Source organism: Anaerococcus marasmi (assembly GCF_900290195.1).
GTDB classification, from domain to species: domain Bacteria; phylum Bacillota; class Clostridia; order Tissierellales; family Peptoniphilaceae; genus Anaerococcus; species Anaerococcus marasmi.
Genome location: NZ_OLMF01000004.1, coordinates 634,798 through 649,124, shown reverse-complemented (window position 1 = coordinate 649,124; position 14,327 = coordinate 634,798). Strand labels below are relative to the sequence as shown.

Annotated in this window: 10 protein-coding genes, 1 tRNA gene, 1 other RNA gene and 1 pseudogene; 10 read left to right on the top strand and 3 right to left on the bottom strand. The window is 36.1% G+C overall.

The genetic code is table 11. The annotated features are described in order from the left end of the window. Positions 1-146: 146 nt before the first annotated feature. A complete protein-coding gene (gene ypfJ, locus C7D97_RS03435; protein WP_105300731.1) occupies positions 147-992 on the bottom strand; it encodes a KPN_02809 family neutral zinc metallopeptidase in 846 nt (281 codons plus the stop codon). An 88-nt stretch (positions 993-1,080) separates the two neighbouring features. On the opposite strand from ypfJ, the pseudogene C7D97_RS03430 reads away from it, so the two are divergent. Then, positions 1,081-2,085, top strand: a pseudogene (locus tag C7D97_RS03430) (YeiH family protein). Positions 2,086-2,257: 172 nt separating this feature from the next. On the opposite strand, the gene C7D97_RS03425 reads toward C7D97_RS03430, so the two are convergent. Continuing rightward, positions 2,258-2,333: transfer RNA gene (locus C7D97_RS03425), tRNA-Thr, on the bottom strand. Positions 2,334-2,495: 162 nt separating this feature from the next. On the opposite strand from C7D97_RS03425, the gene tuf reads away from it, so the two are divergent. From tuf to C7D97_RS03410, 3 genes are all read left to right on the top strand, one after another. Then, positions 2,496-3,692: an elongation factor Tu gene (gene tuf, locus C7D97_RS03420; RefSeq protein WP_105300730.1), complete on the top strand. Its 1,197-nt coding sequence runs from the start codon at positions 2,496-2,498 to the stop codon at positions 3,690-3,692. Between the two features lie 345 nt (positions 3,693-4,037). After that, a complete protein-coding gene (locus C7D97_RS03415) occupies positions 4,038-5,354 on the top strand; it encodes a putative glycoside hydrolase (RefSeq protein WP_105300729.1) in 1,317 nt (438 codons plus the stop codon). Continuing rightward, the gene (locus C7D97_RS03410; RefSeq protein WP_105300728.1) at positions 5,354-5,980 is read left to right on the top strand and encodes a transporter associated domain-containing protein; all 627 of its coding nucleotides are present in this window, start codon (positions 5,354-5,356) and stop codon (positions 5,978-5,980) included. Before C7D97_RS03415 ends, C7D97_RS03410 begins: the two co-directional genes overlap by 1 nt. A 34-nt stretch (positions 5,981-6,014) precedes the next feature. On the opposite strand, the gene C7D97_RS03405 is transcribed toward C7D97_RS03410, so the two are convergent. Further along, positions 6,015-6,878, bottom strand: coding sequence for an AraC family transcriptional regulator (locus tag C7D97_RS03405; protein WP_105300727.1), 864 nt, complete (start codon positions 6,876-6,878; stop codon positions 6,015-6,017). A gap of 204 nt (positions 6,879-7,082) precedes the next feature. Here C7D97_RS03405 and dnaG point away from each other — a divergent pair, with 204 nt between their 5' ends. The 6 genes from dnaG to C7D97_RS03375 all read left to right on the top strand — a co-directional run bounded on the left by dnaG (position 7,083) and on the right by C7D97_RS03375 (position 14,292). Continuing rightward, a complete protein-coding gene (dnaG, locus tag C7D97_RS03400) occupies positions 7,083-8,717 on the top strand; it encodes a DNA primase (protein WP_105300726.1) in 1,635 nt (544 codons plus the stop codon). Positions 8,718-8,741: 24 nt separating this feature from the next. Further along, positions 8,742-10,550, top strand: a complete 1,809-nt coding sequence (gene rpoD / locus C7D97_RS03395; protein ID WP_105300725.1) for an RNA polymerase sigma factor RpoD — start codon at positions 8,742-8,744, stop codon at positions 10,548-10,550. Further along, positions 10,550-11,242, top strand: coding sequence for a tRNA (adenine(22)-N(1))-methyltransferase (locus C7D97_RS03390; RefSeq protein WP_105300724.1), 693 nt, complete (start codon positions 10,550-10,552; stop codon positions 11,240-11,242). Before rpoD ends, C7D97_RS03390 begins: the two co-directional genes overlap by 1 nt. After that, complete coding sequence (locus C7D97_RS03385) at positions 11,224-11,994, top strand: Nif3-like dinuclear metal center hexameric protein (RefSeq protein WP_105300723.1); 771 nt, start codon at positions 11,224-11,226, stop codon at positions 11,992-11,994. The genes C7D97_RS03390 and C7D97_RS03385 overlap by 19 nt, the downstream gene beginning before the upstream one ends. Before the next feature lie 34 nt (positions 11,995-12,028). Then, an RNA gene (rnpB, locus tag C7D97_RS03380) (RNase P RNA component class A) lies at positions 12,029-12,365 on the top strand. Between the two features lie 250 nt (positions 12,366-12,615). Continuing rightward, entirely contained in the window at positions 12,616-14,292 is a 1,677-nt protein-coding gene (locus tag C7D97_RS03375; protein WP_105300722.1) for a C40 family peptidase, read from the top strand. Positions 14,293-14,327 lie beyond the last annotated feature (35 nt).

The following is a 14,327-nucleotide window of genomic DNA, read 5'->3' as shown; positions in this document are numbered from 1 at the left end:
TAAATCCTAGCATAATCCTTAGAAAACATCTGTGAAAAGTTTCAATACCTCTCCTGACCAGTAAGGCTAATTGGCCTAGGGTCTAGGAGAGGTAAACTTCTCTAAGAGAGGCTTCTAAGGATGCTAGGATGATTATTCATAGTTTGTCAATACATATTCAAATCTTCAAAAAACTTCATAGAATGATCTATGTCGTGATATTTAAAGCCTAAATCGAAGGCTTCTTTTCTTTGGGCGCTAGATCCGTGGGTGAAGGAATCGACATCTACATCACGGCCGGCCATTTCTTGGATCCTATCGTCTCCGATTGCCGAAGCAGAATTCATTGCCTCTTCTATATCTCCTTCTTCAAGATAGCCCTTCTCTTTTACATAGTAGGCAAAAAGACCAGCAAAATAATCGGCTTGAAGCTCCTGGGCTACAGATACCTTGTTATATTCCGTCTCTGATAATCTCTGTCTTAAGTCATTAGTTTGTTTTATAATACCGAGTTCATTTTGGACGTGGTGACCTACCTCGTGAGCAAGTACATAAGCAAGGGCGAAATCCCCTCCACCTCCAAATCTATTTTTAAGATCATCATAGAAAGATACATCAAAATATACTGTCTTATCTACCGGACAATAGAAAGGTCCCATCCTAGATTGGGCTATACCGCAGCCGGTTTTAGTTGTATCTTGATAAAGGGTCATTTGTGCTTCATGATAAGTCCCGCCATTTTCCTCAAACTTATCATGCCATACGTCTTCAGTATCAGCGAGGATTACTGACAAGAAGTCCTCTAGAGTCTCCCTTTCCTTTGAGACTTCACTCGATTCTATTTGAGTATTTTGATTTACTTGTTGATTTTCATTTGTTACTACACTAGGGTCAACTCCCAAAAAATATAAGACTAGCATAATTACGATACCACCAATACCGCCTCCAACAGCCATAGGAGCCCTGGAGCCTCTATTGACATTAGAGGATCGTCTTCTATCTTTCCATTTCATATTTACCTCCCAATTTATTTTCCTTATATTTATACCCTAAAGTTAAACAAATATGATATAATACTAATATTGTTTAAAGGAGGAAGGGTTGAAAAAAGTTAAATCAATAATACCAGGATTTGCACTGGCGATTTTTATTGCTATTATAGCGAAATTTATCGAAAACATATTACCTATGCATCTTATAGGAGGATCGGTAATTGCCCTATTTATAGGGATGGCCTTAAATAATTACATAAATACTGATGGTCTACTGAAAGATGGGATTAAGTTTACATCAAAACGACTTCTAAAATTTGCAATAATTCTTTTAGGAGCATCTTTAAATATAAAAATGGTCCTAAATGTAGGTAGATTATCCATATACGTAATGGTCTTTACCTTAGCTAGCTGCTTTGGTCTGGGTCATTTTATAGGAAAGGCTTTGGGACTAAATTGGAAGATGAGTAATCTTATATCAGCTGGAACAGGAATTTGTGGAGGGTCTGCAATATCTCCAGTAATAGATGCAGATGATACTGACCTAGCCTATGCAATGAGTGCTACATTTCTATTTGATATGCTAATGATAGTCTTTTTCCCAATAATGGGTAGGGCCTTGGGTCTAAGCGATATCGCTTATGGTCTTTGGACAGGGACTGCTGTAAATGATACGTCAAGCGTCGTAGCAGCGGGTTTTGCCTTCTCTGAGAAGGCAGGAGACTTCGCTGTAATGGTTAAGCTTACTAGGACCCTTGCTATAATTCCAAATGTGATTATATTCTCTCTAATTAATAATCGAATTAAGAGAAAAAAAGGATTTAAAAGTAAAAGTCACAAACTATCCATAACATAAATCCTCCCATATTTTATATTTGGATTTTTGATAATGGTTGGCCTAAACTCAGCTGGAGTATTTAGACCAGAGACTTTAGATTCACTAAAAAACCTAAGCAAGTTCTTAATGGTAGCAGCTCTTGCTGCAATCGGCCTTAATACAAAATTCAAGGAAATGAAAAAATCAGGAATTAATCCAATGATTCACGGATTTATTACATCGCTCTTAGTTGTAATAGTTGCAATTAGTGTTGAATACTTTATGGGTCTTGTGTAAGTAAGATAAAAATTTCGATTATTAAAATTCGCCTCTTTGAAATCTTTTGAATTTTCTAAAATATAGGGGCGATTTTTTAGATTACATTTTTAGATTACAATAGAAATTTGTGAGAATTAAGATAATAGTATCTAGCCTATAGCTTATGTAAATGTAAAAATGGGCAAAAAAATGGAGCCACTTCCCGGAATTGAACCGAGGACCTCTTCCTTACCATGGAAGCGCTCTACCGACTGAGCTAAAGTGGCACATATATAATTGTACAACATAAAAAATAAAAAGCAAATTTTCAAGGAAAATTTTATTCACAAGAAGTTTTAATATAAAAATCTATATGGTATAATAAAAATAATAGAATTTTTGCAAGCTTTATGGTATTATAGACTATATGAGTATATTAGGAGGATTAAATGAGCAAACAAACATTTGAAAGAAGCAAACCACATATTAATATTGGTACAATCGGCCACGTAGACCACGGTAAAACAACAACAACAGCAGCAATCACCCAAGCCCTAAACAAAAAATACGGTACAGGTGAATACGTAGACTACGAACACATCGATAAGGCTCCAGAAGAAAGAGAACGTGGAATCACAATCAACACTTCTGTAGTAGAATACGAAACAGCAAACAGACACTATGCCCACATCGACGCTCCAGGCCACGCTGACTACGTTAAAAACATGATCACAGGTGCAGCACAAATGGATGGTGCTATCATCGTAGTATCTGCAGCTGACGGTCCAATGCCACAAACAAGAGAACACATCCTACTAGCTAGACAAGTAGGCGTTCCAAAAATCGCAGTATTCCTAAACAAAGAAGACCAAGTAGACGATCCAGAACTAATCGAACTAGTAGAAATGGAAATCAGAGACCTACTTTCAGAATACGACTTCGACGGAGACAACGCTCCAGTAGTAGTAGGATCTGCTCTTAAATCACTAGAAGAAGGCGGAGAAGGCCCATGGTCAGACAAAATCCTTGACCTAATGGACCAAGTAGACGAATACTTCGACATCCCAGAAAGAGACAACGACCAACCATTCCTAATGCCAGTAGAAGACGTAATGACAATCTCAGGACGTGGAACAGTAGCAACAGGAAGAGTTGAAAGAGGAACACTAAAAGTTGGTGATACAGTAGAAATCGTAGGACTAACAGAAGCTACAAAAGAAACAGTAGTAACTGGAGTAGAAATGTTCCACAAATCCCTAGACCAAGCAGAATCTGGAGATAACGTAGGACTCCTACTAAGAGGAATCACAAGAGATCAAATCTCAAGAGGACAAGTACTAGCAAAACCAGGTAGTGTAAACCCACACACAGAATTCGAAGGACAAGTATACGTACTAACAAAAGAAGAAGGTGGACGTCACACACCATTCTTCAGTGGATACAGACCACAATTCTTCTTTAGAACAACAGACGTAACAGGAGATATCGAACTAGAAGAAGGCGTAGAAATGGTAATGCCAGGAGACAACGCAACATTCAAGATCGCACTCCAAAAACCAATCGCTCTAGAAGAAGGACTAAGATTCGCTGTACGTGAAGGTGGAAGAACAGTTGCATCTGGAGTTGTTACAAAAATAATTAAGTAGTCCCAACATGTAAGGGTGGAAAATGCGAAGCATTTTTCATTTTCGAGACGAAGCGTAGCTGAGTCCGAAAAACTAAGCGAAAAGGTCATGAAATGACCTTTGAGAGGATATCATGTAAGGGTGAAAAATGCGAAAGCATTTTTCATTTTCGAGACGAAGTCCTCAATGAGCCGGACGGGCTTATGCTGAGTCCGAAAAACTAAGATAAAAGGTCATGGAATGACCTTTGAGAGGATATCATGTAAGGGTGAAAAATGCGAAGCATTTTATTTTAAGATAAAACTAAAAATTAAAAGTTCATAGGGGCGGACCGTTTGGTTCGCTCTTATTCTTTAAGGAGCTTAGATGAAGAATAAAAAGTTAATCATTTCTTTTTTGATGACTCTTGCTCTTATTTTCACTGCTTGCTCTAAAGAGACGAGCAAAAGCAGTGAGACTCGCGAAAATAAAAAGAGCGAAGAGAGTATCGAAAATGAAGATGATTCTAAGAAGAAAGATGATAAGGCCGATAGCAAGGGCTTGGTCAATGATGCTGTCGATAAGGAAATTGGAGTACCTTATGAAGTAGGAGTTACTCCTGATGATTATAATATGGACTACGACACTTCAAGGCTACATTCCCTTAAGGATAAGAAGAGTAAATATTATCCTAAAGATGGGGTTAAGGGTTTGTATTTCAATACATATTCCATAAACAATCCTGAAGTTTACAACAAAATAATGGATATGTTAGAAAACACTAGACTTAATTCAATCGTAGTCGATATAAAAGACGACTGGGGTAATGTCACGATGGATTTTGATACTGATGATCCAGATATTAAGTATGCGAGTATTGATATTATAAATCCAAAAGACTTTATAAAAGAAATGCACGATAAGGGAATTTATGTTATCGGCAGGGTAACTACCTTCAAGGATTCTATCATTACAGAAAAACATCCTGACTGGGGCTTTACCCTAGATGATGGTTCTTTGTGGAAGAATGGCCATGGTGAGGCTTTTATGAATCCTTTCCTAAGAGAAGTCCAAGACTACGATATAAAAATTGCTAAACTTGCAGCCGAAGCTGGCTTTGATGAGGTTCAGTTTGACTATGTAAGGTTTGCTGAAGGATTTGAGACCTTTGGTGATACTCTAGACTATCCTAGGGGAGAATTTGAAGATAAGAATATGGAAGAAGGCGATAAGAGAGTCGCAGCAATTACAGGTTTTGTCCAAAGGGCTAGGGAAGAGCTTCAAGAAGATGGCGTTCCTATATCTATTGACGTATTTGGCTACGCTCTTCAGGTTGAAAGAGCAGATGGTATAGGACAAGATTTTGGTGAGATGAGCAATCAAACCGATGTTATATCTTCTATGATTTATCCTTCCCACTGGGGCTTTAACTCTTTTGATATAGAAAAGCCTGACCTTGAACCTTATGAACTTGTGAAAAGATATCTAGAAGCGGAGCAAGATTACCTATCAAAACTTGACCATCCGCCACTATCACGTCCTTGGATCCAAGATTTTACTGCAAGTTGGATAGGTGAGGGTAACTGGATGGAATATGATAAGGATGCAGTTGAAGCTCAAATCCAGGCCATATATGATTCTGGTCAAGAGGAATTTTTGATTTGGAATGCAAGCAGTGAATATACCCAAGATGTAGAATACTAATGAAACATACAAAAGCAAATGAATTAATAGATAAGTCGGCAAATGCTATTGAAATCGTAATATGTTTGATAGTGATTTTGGGAGTCTGCTCTGGTATACCTAAACTTATTGGATATATAGTTGAGATATTAAGGGTAGAACACCTCCAAAACTCCTATTTATTAATGAATGAATTCTTAAAGCATGCCTTGCTCCTAATTGTAGGAATAGAGCTAATAGCTATGATTATTACTAGAAGTCATGAATCAATTCTAACTTTGATTCTTTTCGTGATAGCAAGGAAGATGCTTGTTTATTCACAAGGTCTGACAGATATTTTGATAGGAACTGTTTCTGTTGCCATAATTTTTGCTGTGATGAAGTTTATCTTATCAGATAAGAATCTTATAGCAAAGCTTGATAATACATTTGATGCATCTATGTCGATTGAAAAACTCAACAAGGAATATAAGCTAAATCTTCCAACAATGACCCACACATTGGGAGGTCTTATATATGAGCTCGCAGATAAGGAAAAAATTAGTGAAATTCATGAGAACACCACTATAGTGTATGGAGCTTATGTTTATAGAATCTTGTCAGTTGATGATGGTGTAGTTACAAGAGTAAGAATTGAAGAAAATTAGAAAAGACCCAAATCCTAAAAATGGATTTGGGTTTTTATAGTCTGTGTTTTTTTCTGAATTGGGAAGGTGTTATGCCTACCTTTTTCCTAAAGACTTGATTGAAATAAGATTGAGAATTAAAGCCTACGATTTCAGCGATTGTTTCCATAGAGTGATTTGTTGAGATCAAAAGACCTTTGGATACCTCGATTCTTTTAAGGATGAGGTATTCTATAGGAGTTACCCTGTAGGCTTGCTTGAATTCTCCTATGAGGTGGAACTTATTCATATAGGCCATATTAGAAAGGCCTTCCAAACTTAGGTCGAGTGAGTAATTGTTGTCTATATAGCTTTTTATGTAATCAATTTGTCTATTAATATTTATATCGTGAACAACTTCTATTTTATCCTTAAAATCTCTTAAGAAATTAATAAGAAAATAAGAAGCCAAGGCATCAGCCAAGGTCTTTGAATACATACGATCCGAGTGGAATTCTTCGACGATTTTAGTAAAGATTTCCTTAAGTTTTGTCTCTTTGCCATCCCAAGTTATGTGGAAAAAGTTATCAAGATCCAATTCTTCTTCTGAATGGACTTCTTCTAGGTGGGAAGTTAGCCCAATGCTTTCAAGACCGAATCCTAAGGTCTTTACAGCATACTCGTCTTCATCGACATAAATATTGTGACCGACATTTGAATTTATTATAATTAAATCATTTTTATTTACTTTTATTGAATCATTTTCTATAAAAAAGGTTCCACTTCCGTTTACTATGTAGTAAAAGTATATGAAGGGATGAAACTGAATTCTAGAGCTATTTTCATTAGTCAATAAGCTTTCATTAGCATCCAAAATCTTTATTTCTATATCATTCTTAAAGATACTAGACTCAAGTATATTTTCGTTTATATTTTCCATAATTTCCCCTGTTATTGGTTCTTAATTACATCAGAATTAGTAGCCAATCTTTTATATATCTTATCATAAAGATAGGTCCTATGACAAATCTTAAGCCAATAATTTCAAAGACAAATATAACGAGAAAAAAATTATTTGCATTTTTCTAGATTTTATGAAATTGAAATATAATACAAGTTTAGTATAGTCTTTTTAGGTGATGATATGAGTTTAATTTCTGATAGTAAGATAAATCAAATACTAGAAAGCTCAAATATAGTTGATATTATAGGTGAGTATGTTGATCTAAAAAGAGCTGGCTCATCCTTTAAGGGTCTGTGCCCCTTCCATAATGAGAAAACACCATCTTTCACGGTAGATGAGAAGAAACAACTTTTTCACTGCTTCGGCTGTGGAGCAGGAGGAGATGTTGTTTCTTTTATAATGCAAAAAGAAGGACTTTCATATCCAGAAAGCCTCAAATTTCTTGCGGATAAGGCAGGTATTAGCATAGACTACACCGAAGATCCTGGAGTAAATAAAAAGAATAAGGAACTTTTCGATATCAATAAAGATATTATGATGTTTTTCTACAAGAATCTATTAACTGACAGAAAAGCCCAGGCCTATCTTAAAAATCGTGGTCTATCTAGTAAGATTGTAAATACCTTTATGCTAGGTTATGCGAAAGATTCATGGGATGATTTGTATTCCTATATAAGAAAGAACAATTATAGCGAAAAGGACCTGGAGGAGATTGGACTTATCAAGAAGTCCTCTAAGGGTAATTACTATGATAAGTATAGGGATAGGATTATATTTCCTATTATAAATCATTTTGGTAAGGTTATTGGATTTGGGGGAAGAGCTGTATCAGGCCAGATGCCAAAGTATCTTAATTCACCAGAATCTAGCATCTTTAAGAAAAGATACAATCTCTACGGCCTAAATGTCTATAAGAGGCAAAAGAGAAAAGAGCTTATACTTGTAGAAGGCTATATGGATGTGATAGCTCTTAATAACCACGGTCTAGACATTGCTGTAGCATCTTTAGGAACGGCACTTACTATAGATCAGGCCAAGCTAATGAAGAGATATTCTGATGATATATATATTTGCTATGACCAGGATAATGCTGGAGTTAAGGCGACTGAGAAGGCTATTAAGATTTTTCACGAAATAGGAGTTAACCCAAGTGTAATTGTCTTAGATGATGGCAATGACCCGGATGATTTCATAAAGAGTAAGGGTAAAGATGCCTTTGAGGAAAAAATTAACAATGCCCAGGATTCTTACAATTATGAATACAATAAAATCCTAGATGAATATAGTTCGGCAAAGCCCGCAGAGAGGTTTGATAAGCTAAATTTGTTCGTTGATTTTCTAGCATCTATTAAACAGGAATTGACTCAAGAAATCTTTATAAACAACGTAAGCAAGCTATTTGACATAGACAAGACTACTTTAAAACAAGCTGTTTCAAGGTATAATAGAGATACTGACTTAAGAGATAAGAATAAGGATAAGTTTAGTAAGAAAGAAAAAATCATAGTAGAAAGTTCTAATAAGAACTTTAGAATAAATGAGTTGGAAGTTTTAAGATTGTTTTTCAATCAGAGGTCTGATTACGAGAAGGACAGAGACTTTTTTGATAAGGCTATAGAAAATGAGAAGATAAACAATGTTAAGACTTTTTTAAAAGAAAAGGATGTTAGTAAGTTCGATCTTTCAGATGAGGACTATAAGTATATTCTGGATTATATCAGAGATAATACAAATCCCATAATGGCAGAGGAATTAAAAAGGAAGATAATTCTCTACAATAGGAAGAGAGAACTTAAGAGATTAAAGAAGAGATAGTCTTTAGAAGTAAGGGGAGTATTGATGACAAGCGATGACAGTAAGTTGCTCGATGATGATGTTCTAAAAGAAATAATAGAAGAATTTCAGTCTATGAGCGAGTCTCAAGATGGATTGATTACCTATTCTCAGATAAATACATTCGAAAACTTCAAGGAAATGGAAGATGATAGCAAAAAGTTTGTTATAAATCAGATTATAAGTTTAGGTATAGAAATCGTCGAAAAATCTGAAACAGTTCTTGAAGAAGAGGAAGAAACGGATGATTTAGATGATGAAATAGATGATGACGACGAAGACGATATCGACGAGGAGAAGATAGAAGAAGGTATCAAGAAATCTGTAGATATTATGGCTGGAGTTAAAGTTGATGACCCTGTAAAGATGTATCTTAAGGAAATTGGTAAGGTAGACCTTCTTACAGCGACAGAAGAGATAATACTTGCTCGCAGGATGGAAATGGGCGAGATTGCTAGAAAGAAACTAGAAGGGGTTAAGTTTAACAAGCAAAACAAGACTAAACTTGCAAATGATATATTCTTTGGAGATCTTGCTAAGGTACTCAAGGTATCCAACGAAAAGATTGTAGAAAATGGAAGTCTTGATAAGAAAAGCTACGAAGAGATAAGAGGACTTATCAGCATGGGCGAGCTTTTTAGAGAAATTATGGACAAAGATATGGATAAAGAAGTCCTAGAGGAACTAAAGGCAAGAGTATTAATCTGTAATATAGCAGAAAATGCCGTAAGCGATAATGTACTCGACAGAAGTAAGGCCAATTCTCTTTGTGATCTTTTTGATTCCTTTGACCATATGCTTAACATTACTGAGTCAGATGAGATAGTTAATTTAATCTATCTATCATTTAATGATATTCTATCAAAAGCTGCCAACAAAGAGCATATAAAGACCAATGATAGTATGATTCTAGAAGATTTTATTATCACAAGTCAGAGGGCTAAAAAGATTTCTGAAAATATCGCCTTAGATAATGATGAGCTAAGGGAGATAGAAGAAACTATTGCCCTAAGAGATCTTGCCTACAAGGTGATTAATGACGAAGATTTAAGTGATGAGGATATTCTAGATTTAAAAAGAGCTGTAGTTAATTCAAAAAGAGCAAAGCAGAAACTTGCAGAAACAAACCTTAGACTTGTAGTTTCTATTGCCAAAAAATATGTTGGCCGTGGCATGAGCTTTTTAGACCTAATCCAAGAAGGAAATATGGGACTTATGAAGGCAGTTGACAAGTACGATTACAACAGAGGCTTCAAATTCTCAACCTATGCTACCTGGTGGATTAGACAGGCTATTACCCGTGCTATAGCAGATCAGGCAAGGACTATAAGAATTCCAGTCCACATGGTAGAAACAATAAACAAACTCGTAAGAATCCAAAGGCAGTTAGTTCAAGATTTGGGTAGGGATCCTTCAAACGAAGAGATTGCTGAGCAGATGGGACTAGAAGTAGAGAAGGTTCGAGAGATAAGAAAAATATCCCAAGAACCAGTTTCCTTAGAAACTCCAATAGGTGAGGAGGATGATTCCCACTTAGGAGATTTCATAGAGGATGATAGTGCGATCGATCCTGGTGAAGCAGCAAACTATACTATGCTTCGTGAGCAATTAAATGACGTTCTATCTTGCCTTGGTGCTAGGGAAAAACGTGTCCTCCAATTAAGATTTGGACTAATCGATGGGACACCAAGGACCCTTGAAGAAGTAGGCAAGGAATTTGACGTAACTAGGGAGAGGATAAGACAAATAGAGGCCAAGGCCCTAAGGAAGCTTAAATCTCCAAACAAAAGTGAATTATTGAAAGATTTTTTATAATGGAAGATAAAAAAAGATTGTTAGATATTATAAGTCTAATAGATAAAAATAAAAAAGTTATAGATATAGGAACTGATCATGGATTAGTTCCTTTATATTTAGCAAAAAACGGAATAAGCAAAGAAATTTTGGCGACAGATATATCAGAGAAGTCTCTAGATAAATTAAGAAGCGTCTTGGATTCTGATAGCAAAATTCATATACAAACCATGGTTACAGATGGATTTAAGGGTATTGATAAAAAAGAGGGACAAGTCGCCGTAATCGCAGGCATGGGAGCAAATACCATTATAGATATAATAGAAGAATCTATGGACTTTGCTCAAAATCTCGATTACCTGATTCTTGCAAGCAATATCAACACCGAAAAGCTTAGACTTTTTTTGATAGATAATGACTTCGAGATAATGAATGATTTTCTAAGTTTTGAAAATAAGAAGTACTACGATATCATAAAGACAAGATTTTCCAAGTCTAAGCCACTTAAGCTTTCAGAAATCTACTATGGTAAGGATGATATAAAAAACAAGAGTCAAATCATAAAAGAAAAGCTTGAAATCGACCGTAAGAAAAACCAGAAATTTAGAGAAGATATTCTTGCTAAATCAAATGATAAAAAGAGCCTTGAGAAAATTGACGAGAAACTTAAAGCTATTAAGGAGATAGAAAATATATGGAAATTAGAGAATTAATAGAAAATTTGGAAAAGAAATACCCTTTTTCTCTCCAAGAAGAATGGGATAACTCTGGCCTTCAAATAGGAAATCCGGAAGATCATGTAAAAAATGTCTTAGTTTCTCTAGATCTTGAGGAAGAAGGAATTAAAGAGGCTATAGCTAATGACTGCAATCTAATCATAACCCACCATCCATATTTGTTTAATGGAGCTAAGTCCATCGATTTTAGTAGGAGATTTTATAAAAGATTAAATACTTGTGTCAAAAACGATATAACAGTCTACGCCTTTCATACCAACCTTGATATAGCAGGGGGCGGGGTAAATGATAATCTATGTAAGATTTTGGAAATAGATAAGACTAGGGTCCTTGAAAAGGGAAAAGACCTTGGACTTGGCCGATATGGCTTCATCGAAGAAAAGGATGCTGACCAATTTATCAGAGAAATGAAAGATAAACTTAAGGCAACAGGCCTTGTAGTCTACGGTGATACATCCAAGAAGGTTAAAAAGATTGGAGTCTGCGGTGGAGCAGGGAGCGATCTTATAAGAGATGCCCTAGAAATTTCTTGTGATATGATGATTACAGGGGATGTGAAATACCACGACGGTATGGACCTTGCTAATGAAGGAATCATAATCTGTGATGTAGGGCATTTCGCAAGTGAAAATCATATTATCTATAAGCTTCAAAAGGATATAGAGGAAATCTTCGATGGAAATGTAATGACATTTTCAAAAGGTGATAGCTTTAGGAAGTTTTACTAGTTGTTTTTTAGAAGAAAAAAAGTATAATCTAGGAGGAGTAAATCGGGTAATCGCGGGTTAATTCACGAGGAAAGTCCGTGCACCACAGAGCGAGGATGCTTGATAACGTCAAGTAGGAGTGATCCTCAGGCAAGTGCAACAGAAAGTATACCGCCAGATTTTCTGGTAAGGTTGGAATGGCGAGGTAAGAGCTCACCAGCTGTCTAGTGATAGACAGGCTATGTAAACCCCATCCGGTGCAAGAACGAAGGGACAGTAGGATGCCTGCTCGGCACGGTCCGGTATGGTTGTTCGCTTGAGCTTATTGGCAACAATAAGCCTAGACAGATGATTATCCAAGACAGAACACGGCTTATAGATTTGCTCTTCTACATAGCATTAACATTTTTGTAACTAATTATGGAGAAAATGTTAGGAAGAATTACATTTTTTAGAACTATTTTTTAGTTTTATTGGTTATTTTATGGATTTTGGTCAATAAATCTAAAAATCTATCTAAAAAGTGTAATTTTTTTGTAACAAATTCTTGACACTTTTGTTAAAAAGATATAAAATGTATACAGATTTCAAAACAGAAACATTATCAAAATAAGATTCATTACATAGATTATGGAGGACTTGATGAATAAAAAAAATATAGGAGCTATGCTATCAGTTATAGCTGCAGTTACAGCAGGTGCGAGTGCATATGCTACTACAATTGACAATTTAGACCAAGATCAACATACAAATTCGCTAATTACAGAAGCGAATTACACAGAAAGCTATTCTGATTATGATCTAGTGAAATCTGAATATACTGAAGATGTAAAGAATACAAAAATTGCTAAAGAGGCCAAACCAGCCAAAGAAGAAAAAACAGAAGTAAAATCTGACTTAGATAAATTAGTAGAAAATGCAGCAAGAGATGCTGTAGTTGAGGTAACAGCAGCTAAAAAAGTAGAAGCAAGCGAAGAAGTTCCTGAAAAAAAGGATGAAAAAGCTGAGGTCAAGGAAGAAACTGAGGAAAAAGTCGAGAAAGAAGAAGTTTCTAAAGAGAAAGCTAACGAAGAAAATGAAGCTAGCGAAGAAATAACAGAAGAATCTGATAAGGAAGAAGAAAAAGAGCCTACTGTTGTAAAATACGTTAATACAGAAGTTCTTAACGTAAGAAGCACCAAGAATATGGACGAAAATAATATCGTTTCTTCTCTTAGAGCTGGCGATGAAATAGAAGGAGTTCTAGAAGACGGATTCCTAAAGACTGAATTAGGATATGTAAACGAAGAATTCCTTTCAGATGTTTATCCATTAGATTTAGTAAATGAACTAAATGAAAAAGAAGAGGCTGAAGAAGCTAAGAAAGCCCAAGAAGCAAAAGAGGCTGAAGAGGCTAAGAAAGCAGAGGAAGCAAGAAAAGCTGAAGAAGCTAAAAAAGCTGAGGAAGCAAGAAAAGCCGAAGAAGCTAAGAAGGCTGAAGAAGCAAGAAAAGCCGAAGAAGCTAAGAAAGCTGAAGAAGCAAAAAAAGCCGAAGAAGCTAAGAAGGCTGAAGAAGCAAGAAAAGCTGAAGAGGCTAGGAAAGCTCAAGAAGCAAAAGAGGCCGAAGAGGCTAGGAAAGCTGAAGAAGCTAGAAGAGCTGAAGAAGAAAGACAAGCTCAAGCTGCCCAATCATACTATTATACAGGATGGGTTAATACATCAGTTCTAAATGTTAGATCTAGTGCAGGAGACGGTAGTATAATAGGGTCTGTTAGAAAAGGTGATTGGATAGAAGGCGAAGCTTCTAACGGTTGGTTAGAAGTCGACTATAACGGTCAAAAAGGATATGTATCAATAGACTTCCTATCTGACACTGAAGTAGCTAAGGAAGAAGTGAAAGAAGAAGCAGCTGAAGCTAACGAAGAAGTTCAAGAAGTAGAACAAGCTTCAGCACCAGCCTATAGTGGATCTGGCCTAAGTGCGGCAGATCTTGCAACACAATTTGTAGGTAGTCCATATGTATGGGGTTCTGCCAACCCAGGAGTAGGCTTTGACTGTTCAGGCCTTACATCTTATGTATATGGCCAAATGGGAATATCCATCCCACACCAATCAGCAGCCCAATACTCAAGTGGTTATGCTGTAGATTCATCTAATCTTCAAGCAGGAGACTTAGTATTCTTCTCATATGGTGGCGGCGGAATTGACCACGTAGGAATCGTAGTAAATTCTGATGGTACCTTCGTCCATGCATCTACACCTGCAACAGGCGTTAGATATGACAATGTATACAATGGAAGCTTCCAAAATGCATTTGTAGGAGCTAGAAGAATATATTAATAATTTTTAAATTATCCCGATTAGGTTTAGCCTAG

Excerpts from the sequence above, each read along its gene's own strand:
- C7D97_RS03390 (WP_105300724.1), top strand. The coding sequence starts at position 10,550 with ATGGAAGATAAAAAAAGATTGTTAGATATTATAAGTCTAATAGATAAA.
- C7D97_RS03405 (WP_105300727.1), bottom strand. The coding sequence starts at position 6,878 with ATGGAAAATATAAACGAAAATATACTTGAGTCTAGTATCTTTAAGAAT.
- C7D97_RS03385 (WP_105300723.1), top strand. The coding sequence starts at position 11,224 with ATGGAAATTAGAGAATTAATAGAAAATTTGGAAAAGAAATACCCTTTT.
- C7D97_RS03410 (WP_105300728.1), top strand. The coding sequence starts at position 5,354 with ATGAAACATACAAAAGCAAATGAATTAATAGATAAGTCGGCAAATGCT.
- C7D97_RS03375 (WP_105300722.1), top strand. The coding sequence starts at position 12,616 with ATGAATAAAAAAAATATAGGAGCTATGCTATCAGTTATAGCTGCAGTT.
- dnaG (WP_105300726.1), top strand. The coding sequence starts at position 7,083 with ATGAGTTTAATTTCTGATAGTAAGATAAATCAAATACTAGAAAGCTCA.
- C7D97_RS03415 (WP_105300729.1), top strand. The coding sequence starts at position 4,038 with ATGAAGAATAAAAAGTTAATCATTTCTTTTTTGATGACTCTTGCTCTT.
- ypfJ (WP_105300731.1), bottom strand. The coding sequence starts at position 992 with ATGAAATGGAAAGATAGAAGACGATCCTCTAATGTCAATAGAGGCTCC.
- tuf (WP_105300730.1), top strand. The coding sequence starts at position 2,496 with ATGAGCAAACAAACATTTGAAAGAAGCAAACCACATATTAATATTGGT.
- rpoD (WP_105300725.1), top strand. The coding sequence starts at position 8,742 with ATGACAAGCGATGACAGTAAGTTGCTCGATGATGATGTTCTAAAAGAA.